This window comes from Ilumatobacter sp. (genome assembly GCF_965215205.1).
Lineage (GTDB): Bacteria > Actinomycetota > Acidimicrobiia > Acidimicrobiales > Ilumatobacteraceae > Ilumatobacter_A.
Genome location: NZ_OZ244049.1, coordinates 263797 through 285059 on the forward strand (window position 1 = coordinate 263797; position 21263 = coordinate 285059).

The 21263-nt window shown below is 71.7% G+C and carries 21 protein-coding genes; 11 read left to right on the forward strand and 10 right to left on the reverse strand.

What is annotated here, in order from left to right; all coding sequences use genetic code 11:
- Complete coding sequence (locus ACOOHC_RS01435) at nt 1-3363, reverse strand: bifunctional proline dehydrogenase/L-glutamate gamma-semialdehyde dehydrogenase (RefSeq protein WP_420452231.1); 3363 nt, start codon at nt 3361-3363, stop codon at nt 1-3.
- Between the two features lie 112 nt (nt 3364-3475).
- Nucleotides 3476-4297, reverse strand: coding sequence for a heliorhodopsin HeR (heR, locus tag ACOOHC_RS01440; protein WP_420452232.1), 822 nt, complete (start codon nt 4295-4297; stop codon nt 3476-3478).
- Between the two features lie 161 nt (nt 4298-4458).
- Here heR and ACOOHC_RS01445 point away from each other — a divergent pair, with 161 nt between their 5' ends.
- The 4 genes from ACOOHC_RS01445 to ACOOHC_RS01460 all read left to right on the forward strand — a co-directional run bounded on the left by ACOOHC_RS01445 (nt 4459) and on the right by ACOOHC_RS01460 (nt 6617).
- The gene (locus ACOOHC_RS01445; protein WP_420452233.1) at nt 4459-5547 is read left to right on the forward strand and encodes a Zn-dependent alcohol dehydrogenase; all 1089 of its coding nucleotides are present in this window, start codon (nt 4459-4461) and stop codon (nt 5545-5547) included.
- An 81-nt stretch (nt 5548-5628) separates the two neighbouring features.
- Nucleotides 5629-5946 carry a ferredoxin gene (locus tag ACOOHC_RS01450; RefSeq protein WP_420452234.1) on the forward strand — a complete coding sequence of 106 codons (318 nt, stop codon included), beginning with the start codon at nt 5629-5631 and terminating at the stop codon, nt 5944-5946.
- A gap of 88 nt (nt 5947-6034) precedes the next feature.
- Nucleotides 6035-6307, forward strand: coding sequence for a GlsB/YeaQ/YmgE family stress response membrane protein (locus ACOOHC_RS01455; RefSeq protein WP_420452235.1), 273 nt, complete (start codon nt 6035-6037; stop codon nt 6305-6307).
- Between the two features lie 151 nt (nt 6308-6458).
- The gene (locus ACOOHC_RS01460; protein WP_420452236.1) at nt 6459-6617 is read left to right on the forward strand and encodes a GPGG-motif small membrane protein; all 159 of its coding nucleotides are present in this window, start codon (nt 6459-6461) and stop codon (nt 6615-6617) included.
- A 90-nt stretch (nt 6618-6707) separates the two neighbouring features.
- On the opposite strand, the gene ACOOHC_RS01465 is transcribed toward ACOOHC_RS01460, so the two are convergent.
- Nucleotides 6708-8483, reverse strand: coding sequence for a PEP-utilizing enzyme (locus tag ACOOHC_RS01465; protein ID WP_420452237.1), 1776 nt, complete (start codon nt 8481-8483; stop codon nt 6708-6710).
- Between the two features lie 36 nt (nt 8484-8519).
- Nucleotides 8520-9413, reverse strand: a complete 894-nt coding sequence (locus ACOOHC_RS01470) for an enoyl-CoA hydratase-related protein (protein WP_420452238.1) — start codon at nt 9411-9413, stop codon at nt 8520-8522.
- A 61-nt stretch (nt 9414-9474) separates the two neighbouring features.
- On the opposite strand from ACOOHC_RS01470, the gene ACOOHC_RS01475 reads away from it, so the two are divergent.
- The gene (locus ACOOHC_RS01475) at nt 9475-10284 is read left to right on the forward strand and encodes a ThuA domain-containing protein (RefSeq protein WP_420452239.1); all 810 of its coding nucleotides are present in this window, start codon (nt 9475-9477) and stop codon (nt 10282-10284) included.
- Nucleotides 10285-10340: 56 nt separating this feature from the next.
- Here ACOOHC_RS01475 and ACOOHC_RS01480 read toward each other — a convergent pair whose 3' ends face one another.
- Genes ACOOHC_RS01480 through ACOOHC_RS01490 form a run of 3 tightly spaced genes read right to left on the reverse strand, consistent with a single transcriptional unit; the run spans nt 10341 to nt 12732 of the window.
- Nucleotides 10341-10766, reverse strand: a complete 426-nt coding sequence (locus ACOOHC_RS01480; protein ID WP_420452240.1) for a nuclear transport factor 2 family protein — start codon at nt 10764-10766, stop codon at nt 10341-10343.
- Nucleotides 10763-12235, reverse strand: coding sequence for an aromatic ring-hydroxylating dioxygenase subunit alpha (locus ACOOHC_RS01485; protein ID WP_420452241.1), 1473 nt, complete (start codon nt 12233-12235; stop codon nt 10763-10765). The genes ACOOHC_RS01480 and ACOOHC_RS01485 overlap by 4 nt, the downstream gene beginning before the upstream one ends.
- Nucleotides 12232-12732 (reverse strand): VOC family protein, encoded by a 501-nt coding sequence (locus ACOOHC_RS01490; protein ID WP_420452242.1) that lies wholly within the window; start codon nt 12730-12732, stop codon nt 12232-12234. Before ACOOHC_RS01490 ends, ACOOHC_RS01485 begins: the two co-directional genes overlap by 4 nt.
- 291 nt (nt 12733-13023) lie before the next feature.
- Between ACOOHC_RS01490 and ACOOHC_RS01495 the strand changes: the two genes are divergently transcribed.
- From ACOOHC_RS01495 to ACOOHC_RS01510, 4 genes are all read left to right on the forward strand, one after another.
- Nucleotides 13024-14409 carry an aromatic ring-hydroxylating oxygenase subunit alpha gene (locus tag ACOOHC_RS01495; protein ID WP_420452243.1) on the forward strand — a complete coding sequence of 462 codons (1386 nt, stop codon included), beginning with the start codon at nt 13024-13026 and terminating at the stop codon, nt 14407-14409.
- Nucleotides 14402-14779 carry a Rieske (2Fe-2S) protein gene (locus ACOOHC_RS01500; protein ID WP_420452244.1) on the forward strand — a complete coding sequence of 126 codons (378 nt, stop codon included), beginning with the start codon at nt 14402-14404 and terminating at the stop codon, nt 14777-14779. Before ACOOHC_RS01495 ends, ACOOHC_RS01500 begins: the two co-directional genes overlap by 8 nt.
- 99 nt (nt 14780-14878) lie before the next feature.
- A complete protein-coding gene (locus ACOOHC_RS01505) occupies nt 14879-15988 on the forward strand; it encodes an oxidoreductase family protein (RefSeq protein WP_420452245.1) in 1110 nt (369 codons plus the stop codon).
- Nucleotides 15985-16851 (forward strand): glucose 1-dehydrogenase, encoded by an 867-nt coding sequence (locus ACOOHC_RS01510; protein WP_420452246.1) that lies wholly within the window; start codon nt 15985-15987, stop codon nt 16849-16851. Before ACOOHC_RS01505 ends, ACOOHC_RS01510 begins: the two co-directional genes overlap by 4 nt.
- A 26-nt stretch (nt 16852-16877) precedes the next feature.
- Here ACOOHC_RS01510 and ACOOHC_RS01515 read toward each other — a convergent pair whose 3' ends face one another.
- Nucleotides 16878-17372, reverse strand: a complete 495-nt coding sequence (locus ACOOHC_RS01515) for a VOC family protein (RefSeq protein ID WP_420452247.1) — start codon at nt 17370-17372, stop codon at nt 16878-16880.
- Between the two features lie 143 nt (nt 17373-17515).
- On the opposite strand from ACOOHC_RS01515, the gene ACOOHC_RS01520 reads away from it, so the two are divergent.
- Together ACOOHC_RS01520 and ACOOHC_RS01525 are read left to right on the forward strand one after the other, a co-directional pair.
- Nucleotides 17516-18316: an SDR family NAD(P)-dependent oxidoreductase gene (locus ACOOHC_RS01520; protein WP_420452248.1), complete on the forward strand. Its 801-nt coding sequence runs from the start codon at nt 17516-17518 to the stop codon at nt 18314-18316.
- Nucleotides 18313-18789 carry a nuclear transport factor 2 family protein gene (locus ACOOHC_RS01525; protein ID WP_420452249.1) on the forward strand — a complete coding sequence of 159 codons (477 nt, stop codon included), beginning with the start codon at nt 18313-18315 and terminating at the stop codon, nt 18787-18789. The genes ACOOHC_RS01520 and ACOOHC_RS01525 overlap by 4 nt, the downstream gene beginning before the upstream one ends.
- Nucleotides 18790-18827: 38 nt before the next feature.
- Here ACOOHC_RS01525 and ACOOHC_RS01530 read toward each other — a convergent pair whose 3' ends face one another.
- Nucleotides 18828-20345, reverse strand: a complete 1518-nt coding sequence (locus ACOOHC_RS01530) for an ABC transporter substrate-binding protein (protein ID WP_420452250.1) — start codon at nt 20343-20345, stop codon at nt 18828-18830.
- 169 nt (nt 20346-20514) lie between these two features.
- Nucleotides 20515-21177 carry a nitroreductase family protein gene (locus ACOOHC_RS01535; protein ID WP_420452251.1) on the reverse strand — a complete coding sequence of 221 codons (663 nt, stop codon included), beginning with the start codon at nt 21175-21177 and terminating at the stop codon, nt 20515-20517.
- Between the last annotated feature and the right edge of the window lie 86 nt (nt 21178-21263).

The following is a 21263-nucleotide window of genomic DNA, read 5'->3' on the forward strand; positions in this document are numbered from 1 at the left end:
TCAGTCTGGCCGATCGCGCCGCCCGGTCCCGGGCACCACCAGACGGCCGTGGCGGTGCAGGGTGCGGCTGATGGCCTGCTCGCGCACCCAGCGCTGGAGCTCGATCGCCGGGAGCCTCACCGGCGGTGAGTCGTCGACCGCGACCCCGGCCGCGTGCAGGATCGAACGTGCGGCGTCGTCGAGGTCGCCGAGCAGGCGGACCCGATCGACCGGACGACCCGTGTCGGCCCGCCGCGCGGCGCGGTGGGCGAACTCCACGTCGCTCTCCCGTGCGCTCGTCGACTCCACGAGCTCGACCCCGGTCACCCGAGCCGCGATCCGCGCGATGGCGAGCGGGCCGCGGTCGCCGTCGCCGCCGTCGGCGCTCGCACCGTCGTGGCGCACGGCGACGCACCCCAGGGCCCGGTAGCGCAGCACGTTCGACTCCGCCTCGAGCCCGGACGGATCGTGGTCCGCGCACCACCAGCTCTGCCACTGCGAGCGGAACCGGGCCGTGGTCACCTCGACGTCGACGTCGTCGAGGGGTCCCGGTTCGGTGATGCGGGCGAACTGCGCGACGTAGCCGGGCCCGCCGGCCTTCGCGCCCCCGCCCACCGACGAGCGCTTCCAGCCGCCGAAGGGCTGCCGGCGCACGACGGCTCCCGTGATGTGGCGGTTCACGTACGCGTTCCCGACCTCGACGCGCCTCAGCCACTCGGCGACCTCGGCGTCGTCGAGCGAGTGGATGCCCCCGGTGAGCCCGAAGTCGCTCGCGTTCTGGATCCGGATCGCGTGGTCGAGGTCGTCGGCTCGGATCAGGCCGAGGACGGGTCCGAAGCACTCGGTGCGGTGGAACCACGACCCGGGCTCCACGCCCAGGCGGACCCCCGGCGCCCACAGCTCGGCCGGGTCGGGCGCTGCGTGCGCCGCCGGCTCGAGTCGGGTCGGCTCCACCAGCCACGACTCGCCCGGCTCGAGGGTGGTCAGCGCCCGCCGCAGGTCGTCACCGGGTGGGCCGACGAGGGGCCCGACCATCGTCGCCGGATCGGTCGCCGGGCCGACGCGCAGGCTCGTCACCGCGTCGCGCAGCCGACGTCGGAAGGTCGGGTCGTCGTGGACCTCGGCGACGACGATGCCGAGGCTCGCCGCCGAGCACTTCTGCCCGGCGTGGCCGAACGCCGACCGCACCAGGTCGGCGATCGCCTGGTCGATGTCGGCGGCGGGGGTGATCACGAGCGCGTCCTTGCCGCTCGTCTCGGCCAGCACCCGCAGATCGGGCCGCCAGTCGAGGAACATCGACGCCGTCGCGTGGGCTCCGGTGAGCACGACGGTGTCGACGTCGGGGTGGGTGACGAGGTGCCGGCCGACCGGGCCGTCGTCGCAGACGACGAGCTGGAGCACGTCACGCGGCACGCCGGCGCGCCAGAACTGGTCCGCGATCCACGCCCCGACCTCGGTGACCTCCGGCGCCGGCTTGAGCACCACGCTGTCACCCGCCGCGATCGACGCGGCGACCCCGCCGGTGGGGATGGCGTACGGGAAGTTCCACGGACCGACGACCACGTTGACCCCGCGGCCCGCCACGTCGAGACCGGCCCGCCGCGCCTCGACGAGGCGGTCGCTGCCGCCGGTCGCGTCGTAGCGGCAGAAGTCGATCGCCTCGCTCACCTCCGGGTCGCCCTCGTGGACGGTCTTCACCGCGGTCGCCGCCATCAGACCGATCGTCGCGGCCCGCTCGGCCGACATCAGCTCGGCGACGTCGAGCAGCCACCGACGACGCTCGGCCGGCGAGTGATCGCCGCGCTCGAACGCGCCACGGGCGCGCTCCATCACGGCGTCGACGCCGGCGGCGTCCGCGACCGGTTCGAACTCGGGTGTCGGCGGTCGCTCGACCGCGTCCCGGAACGCCGCGCGCACGGCGGGGTCGGTGAGGTCGCTGTCGGGTTCGTTCTCGAACCCGTCGCGGACGTCGACCGTGCGGGGCCCGCGCCGCCGCGCGTGCGACGCGTGGTGGCGCTCCGCGACGGCGAGCGCGAAGCGCTGCGCCTCGGCATCGAACTCGACCGAGTCGGGGCGGAGGGTGAACAGCGAGCGCAGGAAGTTCTCCGGCTGGGTGTTCTCGTCGAGCCGGCGCGTCAGGTACGCGATGCTCGCGTCGAAGTCCTCGTCGGAGACGACGGGGGCGTACATCAGCAGGTCGCCGGCGACCGCGTGGACGGCGCGCGCCTGGGCCGGGGCCATCCCCTCGAGCATCTCGAACTCGACGCGGTCGAGGGCGCCCCGCCGGTCGGCGACCGTCAGCGCCCAGGCGACGTCGAACAGGTTGTGCGAGGCGAGGCCGATCCGCAGGGCTCCGGCCCACTCGGGGCGCAACGCCGAGTCGAGCATCGCCTTGTAGCTCGCGTCGACATCGGCCTTCGTGGCGTACGGGGCGGCGGTCCAGCCGTGGAGCTCGGCCTCCACCCGCTCCATCGCGAGGTTCGCGCCCTTGACCAGGCGCACCTTGATCGTCCCGCCGGTGCGTCCGTGGCGCCGGTTCGCCCAGTCGCCGAGGCGCTCGAGGGCGGCGTGGGAATCGGGGAGGTACGCCTGCAGGACGATGCCGGCGTCGAGGCCCGCGAACTCGTCGGTGTCCAGGACGCGGGTGAACGCGCGCTCGGTGAGCTCGAGGTCGCCGTACTCCTCCATGTCGAGGTTGACGAACACCGGGACCCGTGCGGCCCGTGCGCTGCGGTAGATCTCGCGGAGTCGACCGGCGACCCGGTCCAGCGAGTGCTCGAGCGCGTAGGGGTCGAGGTTGGCGACGACGGCCGACACCTTGACCGAGACGTAGTCGACGTCGTCTCGGGCGATGCGGGAGCGCACCGCCTCCGTGCGCTCGGCGGCCTCGGCGTCGGAGAGGATCGCCTCGCCGAGAGGGTTGACGTTGATCCGCACCCCGTCGGACGAGCGACGCGCGAGGTGGCGGGAGAAGCGCGGATCGCTGGCGGGGATCACGATGCCGCGGGTCTCGTCCTTGATCCGGCGGGCGACGAGGGGCATCACGAGCCGCGCGAGCCGCGGCGCCGCGACGGCCCCGGCGCGCAGCGCGAGGGAGTCGAGCGGGCCCATCGCGCCGCTCGGGTGCTCGGCGACGACCGCGGCGAAGCGCCGTGCCGCGAGGTCGGGGTCGTCGATGCGCAGCACCTCGTCGGTGAGGGCGAAGATCAGCTGCCGACCGTCGGAGTCGGCGAGCAGGGCGCCGAGGCGCTCTCGGCGGCGGCGCTCGTCGCGCGACTCGTCGTCGCGGCTCGTGGCGAGCAGCCGGCGGGCCAGCTCGGTCGCCCGCTCGACGAGCTCGTCGTCGGAGGTGTCGGGGGCCGGGGCGACGGCGGCGGTGCTCATGGTCCCATCGAACCAGGTGGCGGCCGCCGTGTCACCCGCGGCACCGTGGCGTGCCAGCGCGGTGCCACCCGCCGCGCCGTGCCGCTCTCGGCGGCGTGGTCGCGCGGACCGCTCACTCCGGTGGGATCAGGGTGTTCGCGAAGATCTGCCAGGCCAGCGCGCTCTTCGCGACCAGGCTGAGCACGACGTACACGACCTCGCCGAACACGTAGTCCGACCACCGCCCGACCTCTCGGTACTGGAGCCACTGGTTGAGCGCGAAGCAGTTGAACAGCAGGAAGATCGTCACGATGATCCCGTAGACGAACGTCGGCGGACCCTCGGCGCCGTCACGGTTCACGTTGATCACCAGGTACGCGACGATCGCGAGCCAGGGGCCGATGCCGGCGATGCACCCGAACCAGAACGGCGTCCACCACGTCGAGCCGTCGGGGGTGTTGACCATCTCCATGATCCAGCCGAACAGGATCATCGACACGTTGGCGAACCCGATCGCGATCAGCGCGGCGACGTCGGTGATGCCGGTGATCAGCGCGATCAGCACGATCATCAGGGTCGCCGAGAGCGAGTACTCGACCCAGCGCCACCGGTTCCGACCCCGGCGCAGCTCGGAGGAGTAGGAGCCGAACCCCACCGGGGATGCGATCACGAGGTGGAACAGGGCCGACAGGTACGCGAACGCGGCCGTGCCGACGGCGAGCGGGACGCCGAGGACGGAGTCGATCGTGCCGTCGGCCAACGGCGTCCCGGGAGGCCCGTCGAGGGCGAACGTGGAGGTCGGCAGCTCGAAGGAGGTGTCGCCGAGGACGATCATCGCCGTCCCCGAGATCAGGTGGACCACCCCGAACACGGCGTTCAGCACCCGCAGGCGCCGGAGGCGGTCGTCGGGCACGTCCCCCACCCGAGCGTCGAAGTCGACCGTCAGCGTCGTCATGGACGTGAGCGTCGCACGTCACGCGAGCCGCGGGCACGATCGTGCCCGCCCTCGCAGCGCGTCGGTCCGGAGCGAGCGGGCGGGGACGATCGTGCGACGATGGCGCCGATCGCCCGTGGTGCGACGCCCGCCGTGGCACCCCTCGTCGCCAAGGAGCACCGATGAAAGCCGCCGTCCTCAACTCGATCCCGGGTCGCCTCGACATCGAGGAGGTGCAGATCGGCGAGCCGGGACCGCGTGAGGTCCTCGTGCGCACGGCCGCCGCCGGCGTCTGCCACAGCGACCTGCACTTCATGGAGGGGAAGTACACCTACCCCTGCCCGGCCGTGCTCGGCCACGAGTCCGCGGGGGTCGTCGAGGCCGTCGGCTCGATGGTGAGCTACGTGCGGCCCGGCGACCACGTCATCACCTGCCTGTCGGCGTTCTGCGGGCACTGCTCCCAGTGCACGGACGGGCACCTCTCGCTGTGCGAGAACAAGGCGACCGAGCTGGTGCGTCGTCCCGACGACCCGCCTCGGCTGTCGCGCGACGGCGAGGTCGTCAACCAGTTCCTGCACCTGTCGTCGTTCGCCGAGCAGATGCTCGTGCACGAGCACGCGCTCGTGCGCATCGACCCCGACATGCCCCTCGACAGAGCGGCGCTCATCGGCTGCGGCGTGACCACCGGCCTCGGCGCCGTCTTCCGCACGGCTCGGGTCGCGCCGGGGGAGGCGGTCGCGGTGATCGGGTGCGGTGGCATCGGCCTGTCCGCGATCCAGGGGGCACGCATCGCCGGTGCCAACCGGATCATCGCCGTCGACACGGTCGCGTCCAAGCTCGAGCTCGCGCAGGAGCTCGGCGCCACCCACGTGGTCGACGCGAGCTCGACCGACGCCGTGCAGGCGGTGCGCGACCTCACCGGCGGCGGGGTGCACCACGCGTTCGAGGCGGTCGGGGCCAAGGTGACCGCCGAGCAGTCGTTCCAGATGCTGCGCAACGGGGGCCAGGCCACCGTCATCGGGATGATCCCCCTCGGCACGACCGTCGAGGTCGCGGGCGTGGAGCTGCTCTACGAGAAGCGGCTCACGGGATCGAACATGGGCTCCAACCAGTTCCGCACCGACATGCCGCGCTTCGTCGACATGTACCTCGACGGACGACTCAAGCTCGACGAGATGGTCTCGAAGACGATCTCGCTGGAGCAGATCGAGGACGGCTTCGCGGACATGCGCGCCGGCAACGTCGCGCGCAGCGTGATCGTCTTCGACTGAGCGCGTTCGTGTCGGAGGTCGCGCGACGTTCCGGCCCCTGCGACGTTCGAGACGGCCTCCGGGCTGCTACCAATGGGGGGCATGGCTACGCAACTGATGGTGTGGATCGACCAGGACCTCTGCACGGGTGACGGGATCTGCTCGGAGATCTGCCCCGACGTGTTCCAGGCCCGCGACGACGGTCTGTGGGTGGTCAAGGAGGAGTCGTCGCACTTCGACAAGACGATCGTCTTCGACGGCGGCGAGGGCGACGGGCACGGACCGGACATGGCCAAGGGCGTCGCCCGCATCCCCGATTCGCAGATCGACACCGCGGTCGACGCCGCCGAGGAGTGCCCCGGTGAGTGCATCATGATCGAGCCCTACGACCAGAGCGTCATCGACTCACGCGGCGCGTAGCGCCGAGGCGGCGCGCCCTCCGCTTCGGTGGCGCAGGTCGCGCCCCGCCGATGCGTGGAACCCCCGGTGAACGGGTAGTCAGGACGCCATGATCTGGTTCATCCTCGTCCTGCTCGTCTTCGGTCTGATCTTCGGCGCCATCGCTCGCCTCCTCGTCCCGGGGAGGGATCCGATGTCGCTGTTCCAGACCTGGGCGCTGGGCGTCGCCGGTTCGCTGCTCGGCGGGTTCCTCGGTGCGGTGCTCTTCGGGTTCGACTCCGAGGACGGAGCGCTCCAGGCGGGCGGGATCGTCGGCTCGATCATCGGCTCGGTGATCATCGTGATCATCGTGCGCCTCGTGACGGACCGCCGCAGCGCCTGATAGCGCTCGAGAGCGCTGAGCCTCGAGCGACATCGTCACGTTCGGGGGCACCGATGTTTGCGCGCTCGTGAACCGGGTACTTGAACGTCGCCTCCCGCCGGACGGGTGGCCGAGGCGGACCGGCCGTCGGAACATCACAAGGAGACACCAAATGAACTCAACCGTCCTGTGGATCATCGCCGCGATCATCGCGATCATCGGCATCGTCCAGCTCTTCCAGGGTCAGATCATCCTCGGGATCGTGCTTCTCGTCGTCGCGTGCCTCGTCGGCCCGGGCGGCTACAGCATCTTCCAGCGCAACAAGACCTGACCGGTACCCGACGTGAGTGACCCGCCCGACGCACCCCACGGGGTGCGTCGGGCGGTTCCGCGCCCGGGGCGACGGGCGACACCCGGGTGATCACGGGAGAGCGTCGATCGTCACCGTCCCCGCGTTCCCGTCGATCGTGACCGTGGCCCCGTCGGGGATCACGTCGGTGGCGTCCGCGACCGAGGCCACGCACGGCACCCCCAGCTCGCGCGAGACGATCATCGCGTGGCTGCCCATCGCGCCGACGTTCACGACCACCCCGGCGGCCGACACGAACAACGGGACCCACGACGGGTCGGTCTGGGGCGCGACGAGGATCTCGCCCGGTTCGAGCCCGACCGGGTCGCCGGCATCGAGCACCACCCGCGCCCGTCCCGTCGCCGTGCCCCCGGACCCGGCGGCACCGGTGAGCACGGTCCCGGCCTCCACGCTCGCCGACGTCCCGTCGTCGCGTCGGGTCATCTCCGACAGCTCGGGGACCCTCCCGTTGACGATGAACACCGGACGGAAGTCGAACAGCGAGGCGAACCGCTCGGCGCGCTCGGTGATCGTCGCCCGCAGCCTCTCGGGGTGGTGGCGCAGGACGTCGAGTTCGTCGTCGGTGACCATGAAGACGTGGCCGACCTCGCCGATCACGCCACGCTCGACCAGACGGCGCCCCAGCTCGCGCAGGGCGACGCGCATCTCGTTGATGATCGTCACCACGTTCGTCTTCGCCCGCTCACGGCCGCTGAGGAAGAGCTGCGACGAGCCGAGGGCTGCTTCGAACGTCCCCGACGTCTCGGCGTCGTCCCCGATCCGCTCCCGGATGTCGGCGACCACCCGATCGCGCTCGGCGACCGAGGTGCGGCCGCGCTCGGCCGGTGAGCTCGACTCGTCCGAGCGGCGCATCAGGTCGATCGCGGCGAGGGCGACGCGCGGACGGACCTCCCACGACTGGGCGTACAGGTCGTACTCGTTCTGCGCGCGGGCGCCGTGCTCGAAGAGGAACTCCTCGAAGCGGTCGAGGAAGTCGCGCGCGGCGGGGTCGTCGGAGGCCCGCAGCCGGTCGAGCACCTGGTCGGGACCGGCGTCGAACGCCTCGGACACCGCCGTCGACGAGCGCGCCCGGCGCCCGAGCTCCCACATCGCGTGCGACGGCGCGGCGGAGTCGACCTCGATGCCGGCGAGCAACCGGATCGCGAGGCTCGGGTCGCCGAGACCCTCGCACACGGCCTGCAGGGCTCCGGGTCCCAGCGACGCCAGCGACGAGATGCGCATCGCGTTCTCGAACGCCTGCTGCAGCAGCGGGCTCATCGAACGGGCGCGCGCGATCAGCGCCGCGTCGGTGAGCGACGCGAGGTCGGGCCGGTTGCGGCGCTGATCGCGCGCCATCTGGCGGTCCGCGTCGAGCTCGGGCAGCGAGTCGGTCGACATGGCCCATCCCATCGACTCCCCGAGCCGGGCCTCGTTCGCCTCCGACGCGTGCCAGTCCTGCTCCTCGTAGGGCGGGACCTCGTCACGCTCGTCGAAGAACGCCTTGTCGATCATCTCCGGAGACGCTCCCGGCATCCGTGCGCCCAGCACCCGGGTCATCGTCAGCGGGTTGTAGACGTACCCGCCGAACATCTTGAACAGGTCGAGGTCGTCGGGGTCCTCGAACTCGTCGTAGTCGAGCGCTCCGATGTCGATGTAGGCGTCGCGCAGCCCGGGCGACATCGACCGCTGCAGCACGAGGCTCTTGCCGAGCACGCTGAACGGGTCGGGGAACACGTCCGCCGCGTTGCCCCGGGTCCACGCGGGGAACCGCTCGCCGAGCTCGGAATCCCCGATCCACCCGCTGCCGGCTCCCTTCGGGGTCGCCGTTCCGTCCGCCTGTGCGCTCATGTGGCCTCCTGTTCGTCGTACGTGCCGCTCGTCACCCTACGCAGTCGATCCGGAGCCGTCGCGATCGGAGTCGGCGTCCGGCCGATCCGCGGCCACCGCCTCGCCCCTGCGCTCCCGGTAGTCGCTGAACTGCTCGTCGCGGGCGCTCAGCGCCTGGGACACCCCGACCTCGCCGAACGACTTGAGGTACTCGATCGAGGGGGGTTGGTGGAAGCCGAGGGCCTGGATGTCCGCGGTCGCACGGATCCCGTCGCGGATCCCCATCGCCTCCATCGCACGGTGCGCGGCGCGCTTGTTCAGCGCGAGCAGCTCGATCGGGATCTTCGCGACGCGCTCCGCGACGGCGAGGACGGCGTCGTCGAGCTCGTCGGCGGGATGGGCGCGGTTCGCCATGCCGGCGGCGACCGCATCGATCCCGCTCATCGCGTCCCCGGTGAGCAGGGCCTCCATCCCCCGGCGCATCCCCATCAGCCACGTCTGCCACTGCATGTCGGGCGGCGACATCAGCCGCACCGGCGGGTACCCGACCTGGGCGTCCTCGGCGACGTAGACGAGGTCGCACGCCGCCGCGAGCTCGGTCCCGCCCGCCAGGCACCACCCGTGCACCTGGCCGATGATCGGCGTGGGCATGTCCCACATCTCGAACCAGTTGTTCACCACGTGGCGGCTCCACCACCCGTCTGCCTTCGAGATCGCCCGCTCCACGTCGTGGTTCGGCGATCCGAGGTCGTAGCCGGCCGAGAAGCACGGCCCGGCGCCGCGGATCACGATCACCGACACGTCGCGGTCGCGATCGGCACGGCGCAGCTCGTCGAACAGGGCCCCGCGCAGAGCGTCGTTCAGGGCGTTGCGCTTGTCGGGGCGGTTGAGGGTGAGGCGCCGGACCCGCGGGCGCGGGTCGTCGACCAGGAGGACGTCGTCGTCGGACATGCACCGATGGTCGCGCGTCTCCGGGCGGGGCCCGTCACCGCGGCATCGCTACGGTCGCGAGATGGCCGCCGAGACCGACCACGAACCGCTGCGCGTGGCCGTGGTCACGAAGGGGCACCCCTTCGAGGCGGAGCCGTTCTTCGCCGTGTTCGATGCGATGGTCGGCGTCGAGTGGGTCCACGTCGAGCACCCCGACGCCCTCGAGCTGGTGCGTCCCGAGGCGGCGGGCGACCACGACGTGCTCGTGATGTACGACATGCCCGGCATCCGCTTCACCGGCGGCGACCCGCCCGCCGAGTTCCCGGAGCCTCCCGACGGGTACGCCGAGGCGTTCGAGGCGATGCTCGGCCGGGGCCAGGCGATGGTGTTCCTGCACCACGCGATCGCCGGGTGGCCGGCGTGGGAGCGCTACGCGCACGTCGTCGGGGGGCGGTTCCACTACCAGCCGGGGACGCTCGACGGGGTCGTGCACCCCGACTCGGGGTACCGCCACGACGTCACCCACACCGTCGAGGTCGTCGACCCCGCCCACCCGATCAGCGCCGGGTTGGACGGGTCGTTCACGATCACCGACGAGCTGTACCTGTTCCCCGTGCTGGCCCACGACGTGCACCCGGTGCTGCGCAGCACGCACGGCTTCGTCGACGACGGCTTCTACTCCGCCGACCGCGCGATCCGCGGTCATCGGGGCGATCGCACCGGCTGGAGCCACCCGCCGGGGAGCGACCTGGTCGCCTGGACCCGCGAGGAGGGGCCGTCGCGCATCGCCTACGTCCAGTTCGGCGACGGTCCGCAGACCTACGCCGACCCGAACTACCGCCGCGTCCTGTCGAACGCCATCCGCTGGTCCGCCCGCCGTCCCCCGTCGTGATCCGCCGTCGGACGCGCATCGCAGCCGGGGTCGGACCTCACCCGTGATGCGGCGGTTCAGCCCCAGGCGTTGTGGAAGTCGGCGGAGAGGTCGGGCGGGCCGCCGTAGTGGACGGTCAGCTCGCGGCTGGCGAAGCACCACCCCGCGTCGGCGCGGGTGTAGGTGTCGTCGTAGTGGGCGAGGAGGATCCCGACCGATCCGTCGGCGCGCTTCCAGTGCTCGCTGATGTGCCACCGGCCCGACCCCGTCCCGGCGTCCTCGTCGAGGTCGGAGGTCCCGTTGACGACCTGCTGGACGACGGCGCTGAACCCGTCCATCGCCGAGTTCCACAGCTCGAGGATCGCGTCGCGGCCCTCGACGCGGCGGCCCTTGCCGAGCTCCCACACCGCGTCGTCGGCCCACGTGGCCGACCACTGGTCGGCGTCACGGTGCACGACGGCGTCGGCGTAGCGGTGGTTGAGGTCGGCGATCGGGTCGGTCACGCGTGGGCTCCCTGGTTCGTGTCGGACGAGGTGGACGGGTTCGTGGACGGACCGGTGTCGCCCGATGCGGCGCGCCCCTCGGTGATGTAGCGGCGCACCATCGACTGGAAGTGGCGGGCGCGCACCTCCTGGTAGTTGCCGAGCGTCTGGCCGCGCTTCTTGCTCGCCTTGAAGCCGCGTGTCTGCGCCGCCAGGTTGGCGGTGTCCTGGTCGAGCACCTGGCCGAGCGAGGTCGGCAGGCCCGGGACCGAGGTGTAGGTGTCGTCGACGTCGAGGTCGAACGGCTCGGCGGGCTGCGGCACCTTCCCCGTCTTCGGCTTGGGGCGCAGGTACAGCACCTCGTACAGGCAGCGGTCGGGGTCGGGTCCGTCGGGGCGGAACCGGTACACGAGCGGGATCGTGAGGCCCGGGAAGAAGAACGCGTTGGGGAACAGGTGGTACTCGATCGAGTCGATCGTCTCCGACACCGAGAGGTCGGAGAAGTCGTTGTCGTACTGCTGGCCGAGCACCGCCTGCATGTGGCGGGCGTACACGTCGCGGGCCCGCTCGCCCTCGGGGATCTCGGGCACCTCGTCGCCCGCGTTCTTGCGCGCCATCAGCATCGCGAGCAGCTCCTGCTCGTCGGGTCGCTTCTCGGCGGGGACGTGGGGGCTCGTCGTGGCCGTGGTGTGGATGAAGCGGGTGACGTTGTCGCCGAACACGTCGTACTGGGCGTTCGCGTCGCCGGCGGTCATGATGCTCTGGCTGTGGGTCTCGAGGATGTGGTACGCCTCGAGGAACGCCTCGGCCGACGCCTTCCAGTTGGCCGGCAGCTTCTTGCGGATGTGCACCTCGACGTAGCGCTCGCCGAGGTCCCAGTCGGCGAAGTGCTCGGGCAGCACGCCGAGGTGGTCCTCGAGCGGCTCGGCGTCGTCGTCGAAGTTGACGAACACGAACCCGCCCCAGGTGCCGGTGCGGACCTCGGGGAGGCGGAACTCGTCGCGCTCGACGTGGGGGAAGTCCCACTCGCAGGGCAGGTCGACGAGCTCGCCGGCGAGGTCCCAGGTCCAGCCGTGGAACGGGCAGCGCAGCTTCGCGCTGTAGCCGTTCGTCGCCGGTGGCTTGAGCTGGGTGCCGCGGTGCAGGCACGCGTTGTGGAACGCCTTGATGTCGCCGTCGGGGCCGCGCACGATCACCGCGGAGCGATCGCCGATGTCGTACACCTGGTAGTCCCCGGGCTCGGGGATGTGCTCCTCGCGGCACGCCCACTGCCAGGTGCGCGACCACATGTGGTCGTGCTCGGCTCGGGCGTAGGCGGCCGAGGTGAACTCCTCGTAGGGGAGGTCGCCGTCGCCCTCGAAGGCGTACGACTCCTCGAGCAGGGGAGCGGGCGTCGGCGTCGAGTCGCCGAGCACGATGTCGCGGGTGCTCGGTCCGGGGCAGCGGGCAGCGCCCGGCTCGACGGTCACGGGTGTGAGTTGGTCGGTCACGTCTCGGCTCCGATCATGGGGGCTCGTTCGAGGGCGAACTCGACGTCGGCATCGAGGATCTCCTGCAGCTCGACGATGTTCCCGTCGGGGTCGCGAGCGTAGATCGCGCGCAGTCGCGGCGACCCGCCCATCTCCTCGGGGGTCGGTGGCGGGCTGTGGAAGCTCATGCCGTTCGCGGACAGCCGCTCGTACTCGGCGTCGATGTCGACGACGTCGAGGCACAGGTGGGTGATGCCGTGGTCGGACGGCGGCCGCTCGGGGTCGGCCGGCCGTGGCGTCGGCGCCGAGTACTCGAAGATCTCGACGTAGGCGTTGCCGGCGCGCAGCATCACCTGGCGCGCGGCGGAGTCGTGCAGGCCGATCATCCGGTCGACGAGCGGTCGGCGATCCCACGACGACTCCATCACCCGCTCGAAGCCCACGACGTCGGTGTAGAAGGCGGCGAGCCGGTCGAGATCGGGGGTCGACATCGCGACGTGGTGGACCCCGCGGATCATCGTCGGGGCCCGGCCGAGGGGCAGCCGGCGAGCGCGCCCGCGCCACGGCGCGGGTGACGGACTCGGCGGAGTGGGGATCTGTGTCGCATTCGTCGCTCCATCATCGTCGGCCGTCGTCGCGCGTCGTCGGGCATCGCCGCCCCGACGGGAGCGACTTGCTGAACGTCCGTTAGGTTAGTCCTCGGGCCCGACCTCGTCCCTCAGCGGAGCCCGGTCGAGGCCCCGTCCGGACATCCCCGGGCGCCACGCAGCCAGTCGAGCCGACGCAACAGTCGGGCAAGGGGTCGAACAATGACCGACATCGTCGATCGGGAGCTCACCGAGCCCACCGCCCAGCCAGCGGACGTCACCGTCCGCGTCACCTCGCGCGACAAGGCGCCCGAACCGGATCTGACCGACGCGCCGATCACGGGGGATCGCTACTGGTCGCCCGAGTTCGCTCGCGCCGAGGCCGATCGGCTGTGGCCGCGCGTCTGGCAGGTGGCGGGGCGCGTCGACCAGATCCCCGAGCCCGGCGACTACGTCACCTACGAGATCGGCCGGGACTCGATGATCGCGGTCCGCGGCGACGACCAGCGGGTGCGCGTGTTCTTCAACGTGTGCCAGCACCGGGGCAACCGCCTGGTCACGGCCGAGTCGGGCTCGCTCGCGTCGGGTGAGTTCCAGTGCGCGTACCACGGGTGGCGCTTCGCCACGGACGGGACGCTCAACTGGGTGTACGACGAGGACGACTTCCCCCAGGGCAGCCCGTGCGGGAAGCGAAACCTCGCCGAGGTCCCGTCCGACACGTGGGGCGGGTTCATCTGGTTCAACATGGATCCCGACGCCGCTCCGCTGCGCAAGTGGCTCGACCCGGTCGCCGAGCACCTCGATCCGTACCGGATGGAGGACATGAAGCGGACCCACTGGGTGACCGTCGAGGGCGACTTCAACTGGAAGTGCGTCCAGGACAACTTCAACGAGAGCTACCACCTGCCCTACGTCCACCCGCAGACGCTCCCCGTGATGGACGAGCACCACAGCGGCTGCCAGTTCGACCTCTACCCGTCGGGCCACGCTCGGATGCTGATGCCCGGGGGTGGCCCCGGCCCGCGCTACGCGGGGTCGTCCGATCGCACCCTGAAGAGCCTCGGCCCCGACCTCGAGTTCTGGGAGGTCGACCCCGAGCCCCACCGCGAGGACCCGAGCGGGCTGCGCGTCGCCCTGCAGGAGGCGAAGCGGCGACTCGGAGCGGAGAAGGGCTACGACTTCTCGAACTACTCCGACGAGCAGCTCACCGACAACTACCACTACACCGTCTTCCCGAACATCTCGTTCAGCATGAAGCCCGACGGGTGCATCTGGCTGCGGTCCAGCCCGCACCCCACCGACCCCCAGCGGTGCGTGTTCGACATGTGGTACCTGACGCTCTTCCCCGAGGGGTCGAAGGAGTACTGGTCGAACTCGATGCGCGAGTGGGTGTCCGTCGACCACCAGGTCGAGCACCGCGCCGGCATCGCCGGCGAGGTGTCGTGCGGTCCGGGCATCGACCAGGACGTGGCGATCTGGTCGACCCAGCAGCAGGGCCTGCGCTCGCGCGGGTTCCGTGGCGAGTACATGCCGTGGCAGGAGCGGCGGATCAAGTGGTTCCACGACACCATCGATCGCCACATCGCGATGGGTCCGGTCGATGTCTGAGGGGTCCGACCCGATCGAGCTCGGCGATCTGTCCGACCTCGACGACGGCGAGATGCGCGAGTTCGAGGACATCGGGCGCGAGGGGATCGTCGTGTGCCGCGTCGAGGGCGAGCTGTACGCGCTGACCGACAACTGCTCCCACGCCGACACCCCGCTGAGCGAGGGTCGCCTGCGCGGGTACTCGCTCACGTGCCCGCTGCACGGCGCGTCGTTCGACGTGCGCGACGGGTCGCACTCGGGTCCGCCGGCGTGGGAGGGCGTTGCGTGCCACCGCGTGAGCGAGAGCGACGGGGTGGCCGTCGTCGAGCTCGCCGGTCGCGACGACAGCGGCGGCGACGAGCCCGACGCCGGACGCCTGCGGACGCGCTGATCGTCGCCCGCGCCGCCGGTCCGTCGACGTCCGCCGGCGGCTCGCGAGCTCGCGGTCCCGCTGCCGTCGGGCCGTGACCGCTTCGTTAGCTTCGGGCCGATGACCGAGGTGCGCACCCCGACGACCGCGTCCGAGCTGAGCGCCGAGTGGGCGACCCAGGCGCTGCGTGGGTCGGGCACGATCGGCGCCGACGTGTCGGTCGCGACCGTCTCGGCCGACCCCGGCGAGGCCGGCGTCGGCTTCATGGGCGAGGTCGCGCGCATCGGGGTGACCTACGACGGTGATGCCGGCGACGCGCCCACCAGGATGGTCGCGAAGTTCGCGACCCGGGTCCCCGAGATCCGTGCGATGATGCACCCGACGCGGGTGTTCGAGCGCGAGCACCGCTTCTACGAGCACCTCGCGGCGAGCACGCCGGTGCGCACGCCGATCACGTACCACGTGACCTGCGAGACCGGCGACGACCCGGCCGAGGAGGAGTACCTCCTGCTCCTCGAGGACCTCGAGGGCCTGACGCTCGGCGACCAGCTCGCCGGCGTGACGCCCGAGCACGCCGAGTCCGCGCTCGTCGGGCTCGCCCGGCACCACGCCCGGTTCTGGGATCGCGCGGGGCTCGCCGACGCCGCGTTCATCCCCACGATCAACGGCCCGCTGAACAAGGCCGGCCAGTCGATCTACGAGGCGTCGCTGCCCGGCTTCGTGCAGGTGTTCGGCGACGCGCTCCTCCCCGAGATGGTCCCGGTCGCCGAGGCCTACGGCGCCAACCACCCGCGCATGCTCGATCGCTTCGCCGACATGGCGCACACCCTCGTGCACTTCGACTACCGCGCCGACAACCTCTTCTTCGACGACTCCGGCGACGGCTCGGTGGTCGTCATCGACTGGCAGTCGATCAGCATCGGCGGGGGCGCCGCCGACGTCGGGTACTTCCTCGGGCAGAACCTGTCGATCGAGGACCGCCGCACCCACGAGGACGACCTGCTGCACCGGTACCACGACACCCTCGAGGCGAACGGGGTGGAGGGGTACCCCTTCGAGCGGTTCTTCCAGGACTACCGCCTCGCGGTGATCTACGGCTGGGTGATCCCGGTGTTCGCGGTGGGGTCCCTCGACACCTCGAGCCCCCGGGCGATGACGCTGTGGACCAACGTGGTCGAGCGCATCCAGGACGCCATCTTCGACCACGGATCACAGGAGTTCATCACATGACCGACGACCATCGAGACGACCGCGACGACGAGGCCGCACGGGGGCGGCTCGCGGGTCGGGTGTGCGTGATCACCGGCGCGGCCAGCGGCATCGGCGCGGGGACGGCGCGGACGTTCGTGCGCGAGGGCGCGCTCGTGGTGGTCGCCGACCTGCAGGACGACGCCGGCCGCGCCCTCGTCGACGAGCTCGGCGACTCGGCGCGCTTCGCGCACTGCGACGTGACGGTCGAGGACGACGTGGCCGCGGCGGTCGAGACCGCGGTGTCCGAGTTCGGCAGCCTCGACGTGATGTTCAACAACGCGGGCATCGTCGGGGCGGTCGGCTCGATCGCGCAGATGCCGACCGAGGCGTGGGACAACACGATCTCGATCCTGCTGCGCGGCGTCTTCCTGGGCGTGAAGCACGCCGCGCGCGTGATGCTCGAGCAGGGCTCGGGTGCGATCGTCAACACCTCCAGCACGGCGGGGGTGATGGGCGGGCTCGGACCGCACGCGTACACCGCGGCGAAGCACGGGGTCATCGGGCTGACGAAGTCGACGGCGAACGAGCTGGCCCCGCACGGGATCCGGGTGAACGCGATCTCGCCGGGCAACACGGTGACCACGATGACCGCCTCGGTGATGGGGGACGCGTCCGACATCGACAACGCCGGCACGCGGATCGCGTCGACGTCGCCACTCGGCTACGCCGGCTTCCCCGAGGACATCGCGAACGCCGCCCTGTACCTCGCGTCGGACGAGTCGCGCTACGTCACCGGCCACACCCTCGTGGTGGACGCCGGCCAGACGAGCTCGGGGATGGTCCCGAACCGGTTCAACAGCGGGTCGAACCGCCAGATCCACGAGGCGGGCCGCACGACCTGACCCGTTCGACGCCCGACGGTGTCGGCTCAGAGCCGTCGGATCGGGGCGTCTCCGCTCCAGCCGTCCGCTGCGTCGCGGACCATCGCGTAGAACCGGGCGAGGGCGTCGGAGCGCTCGTAGATCTCGGTGAGGTGGCCGTGCTCGGCGATCGAGTCGTGGAACGCGAACGTCGTCCCTCCGGTCGTCTCGGCCGCGAGGACCTCGGGGTGCCCGCCCTCGACCAGGGCACGTGCCGCGTCGGCGAGGTCGTCGACGAAGTGGGCGACGTGGTGGATCCCGGCGACGGGCACGACCGGGTCGACACCGCCGTCGTGCTGGTGGATCAGCTCGACCATGACCCCGCCCCACCGCGCGTAGGCGGAGGAGTGGTCGAACTCGGCGCGGCGGCCGCGGATCCGTGCCCAGCTCAGCTCGACGTGGTCGATCACGAAGAACGGACCGATCCCGTCGGCGACCCAGCGCGACGCCGCCGCGTCGACGTCGTCGACCGCGTAGGCGATCTGCACCGGGGGCCCGATCATCGCCGCGACCGTACCGGTGCGGCGGCGTCGATGCGGAGCGCTGCGACGCACGCCGGATCCGCGATCGCGGATCGCCCACGGCGCACGGCGGGCGGTTCGCTCCGGTTCTGCCGTCGTGGCGCCGCGTCCCTACGGTCACCACGATGGACGACGCGATCAGCGCACTGCTCGACCTGTCGGGACGGACGGCGGTGGTCACGGGTGCGGCCACCGGGATCGGCGAGGGCATCGCACGCACCCTCACCGCGGCGGGAGCGCACGTGGTGGTCGCGGACGTCGACCTCGTCGGAGCCGAGCGCGTGGCCGATGACATCGGCGGCGAGGCGGCGGAGATGGACGTGACCGATCCCGAGGCGTGCGCCCGCGTCCTGTCGACGGTCGGTGAGCGGATCGACGTGCTGGTCAACAACGCCGGGTCGTTCCACGAGGCGGGGAGCATCCTCGACCAGAGCGTCGAGTCGTGGCACCGGTCGGTCGACGTCAACCTCGCCGGGCTCTTCCACTGCTCCAAGCCGGTCGCGACCCGGATGGTGTCGCAGGGCGGCGGCGGGTCGATCGTCAACATCGCCTCGGTCGACGGGGTGCTCCCGTGCCTGGGGACGGGCTACGACTCCGCCAAGGCGGCGGCGATCCACTTCACGCGCAGCCTCGCCGTCGACCTGGCGCCCCACTCGATCCGGGTCAACGCCGTGAGCCCCGGGGTGGTGCCCACCCCGACGCTGGATCGGATGCACGCCGGCGAGATCGAGCACTTCTGGCCCGCCGACTCCTCGACGACGGGCCTGATGGGTCCGCTGATGAAGCAGCGTTCGGCGAACGTGCCGATCGGTCGGCGCGGCACCCCCGACGACATCGCCCACGCCGTGCTCTTCCTGGTGAGCGACGCGGCGAGCTACGTGATCGGCCAGAACCTCACCGTCGACGGCGGCTGGACGCTGGTGTGAGCACGGCACCGGGCTCGCCCCCCTCGGTCGGCGACGCGACGGTGCGCGCCCTGCTCGACGAGCGCGACGTCGTGGCGGTGGCGCACCGGTACTGCCGCGCGCTCGACACGAGGGACTGGGACCTGCTCGACGAGGTGTTCGTCCCGGGTGCGCGCGCCGATCTGCTGTCGGGGCACGTGCTGGAGGGGCGTGACGCGATCAAGGCGCGGGTCGGCGACGCTCTGGGTCGCCTCGACGCCAGCCAGCACCTGGTGGGCAACCACGAGGTGACCGTCGACGGTGACACCGCCGTGCACCGCTGCTACCTGCAGGCCCAGCACGTGCGCCGTGACGCCCTGCGCGGCCCGAACTACATCGTCGCCGGCGGCTACGAGGACGAGCTCGTGCGCACCGAGGACGGATGGCGGATCGCGTTCCGGCGGATCGTCGTCACCTGGACCGACGGGGACCCCTCGGTCGCTCGCGGCGACTGACACCCGCCGCGAGGGCGGCCGCCGCCCGGCCGAGCGGATCAGCCCGGTCGCAGCTCCGTCCCGGCGACCAGGTCGATCGCGTTGAGCTCGTCGATCACGATCTCGAGCTCGTCGCCGGTCCAGCGGGTGAGGGAGATCGCGGAGCCGCACACGGCGATGTAGGGCTCGGGAGCGCCGGCGCAGTCGAGCGGCGAGCTGCCGAACGACGGCCGGGAACCGTCCGAGGCGGCGAGGGCGTCGGCGATCGCCCGACCCGTCACCTCGCCCTCGATCGTGGACGCCTGGTCCCAGATGTTCATCATGGCGGCGAAGCCGGCGGACGCGAAGCCGGTGAACACCAGGTCGTCGGGGACCCCGTACTCGGGCGCCTTCGTCTGGTAGGTCGACGCGTCGTCGAGGTGCTGGCCCTCCAGCCCGTCGAGCGAGGCGAGCAGGCCGTTGCGGGTCCCCAGGATGTAGATGCCGTTCGCCAGGTCGCCGGCGGCGCGCAGCGCGGAGAAGTCCAGGCACGACGGAGCGAGGATCAGCGGGGTCGCGTCCGGCGTCCAGCCGAGGCGTCCGAGCCCGTCGACGAGGTTCCAGCAGTCGGCGGCCTGGGCGGAGAAGATGATCACATCGGGGTCGAAGTCGAGCACCTCGGTGACCTGGGGCGACACGTCGGGCGCCGCCGGCGCGACGGGCACGCCGACGTAGCTCAGCTCGGGCTTCTCGCCGGCCCGCTCGGAGTCACCCGGCTCGTTGCCGGCGATGACGTCGAGCGGCTTGGCCTCGAGGTCGTTGTAGCAGACCACACCGGGCGGGGTGTCGGCCCACGGAACGCCGACCCGGTCGACCGTGATCCCCTCGAGCTCCTCGATCTCGTCGGTCGCGACCTGCACCAACCCGGTGTGGAAGCCGAGGCAGCCGCCACCGGCGCCGATCGAGTACACGCCCTCGGACGTGAAGTCCGCGATCGTCACCGGCGTGCCGACGATGACCGGGATCTCCGAGCCCTGGTAGATCGAGAAGTGGTTGCCGAAGAAGTTGATCGTCGAGATGACCAGGTCGACGCCCGACGCGGAGAGCTCGTTCGCGCACCGCTGCGAGTCGTCCGGGCTGATGACGGTCTTGCACAGCTCGATCTCGACCGGTCGGCCCCCGACGCCGCCGAGCTCGGCGTTGATGTAGTCGGCCGCCGCCTGGATCGCGAGCGATGCCTCGGGGAACGAGCCGTTGGGATCGCCCTCCGGGTTCTGCACACCGATCCGCAGCGGCTCGCCGGTCGGCTCCTCCACCGGCGCTCCGGACCCGGATCCGGCGGCCGTGCCGGTGGGTTCGTCGGCGGCGGTCGAGCCGGAGCCGGGCGGCGGCGCGCCACCCGCGTCGGCGCTCGACCCCGGCGCCGAGCCGGTCTCGGACGACCCCGTCGTGCTCGCCTCGGACGTGGTCGGCGGATCCGCGGGATCGTCGCCGTCGGCGGCGTCTCCGTCGCTCCCGCACGCGGCGGCGAGCGTCGCGGCGACGACGCACGTGCCCACGAACCGGCCGAGCGGCCTCCTCGATCGTCGAACGGTCATGGTGTCCCCCATCTCCCATCGCCGAGCCGCCGGGATCGGAGGCCACGGTTCCGCCCCGGTCCCCCGACCGAGATGAACGGGGAGATCCTGGCACGTGCGATCGTGAATCGTCGACGCGGACGGTCTCGGCTGAGCCGGTGGGTGCCGGCCGACGTGGCCGGCGACCGGGTCACGACCCCGCGTCGGTCGCCTTCCACGCGTTCCAGTACGTGACCTCCTCGGCGGCCCGTCGCCGGGCCGGGCGGAAGTCGTCGCCCGTGTGGAACGCCGTGGGGATGCACGCCAGCTGGGTGACGGTGTCGGGGATGCCGAGCGCACCGGCGACCTCGTCGGCGAAGGGGAGGTGGAGGGTGGTCCACGCGGTTCCCAGCCCGCGCGAGCGGGCGGCGAGGCAGTAGCTCCACACGGCCGGGAGCAGCGACCCCCACCACCCCTCGCTCGCGCCGTCGCTCGCGACCGGCGGTGGCGCGCCGAGCGCGCACGGGATGGCCAGCACCGGGACGTCGTGGAGCACCTCCGCGAGGTGGGTGCTCGAATCGATGATCGGGTTCGACTCGGCCGAGTTCCCCGCCTCGGCGACCGCGGCGCGCTGCGCCTCGATGTAGGGCGCGTACGAGCGGCGGTAGGCATCCGCCACGACCCCCTTGAGCTCGGGGTCGTCGACGATCAGCCACCGCCAGCGCTGGTGGTTCCCGCCCGCCGGCGCCTGGGTGGAGATCCGGACGCAGTCGAGGATCAGCTCCCGCGGCACGGGGCGGGCGAGGTCGAGCCGCTTGCGCACCGCACGGGTGGTGGTGAGCAGGTGGTCGGTCTGGGAGAGGTCGAAGTCCACGGGAGGAGTCTGTCCGACCGGGCCCCGAGCGGCCGGGGCGGAGCGGGCGATCGGCGACCGCCCGGTTCCGCCGGGGACGGTGGGAG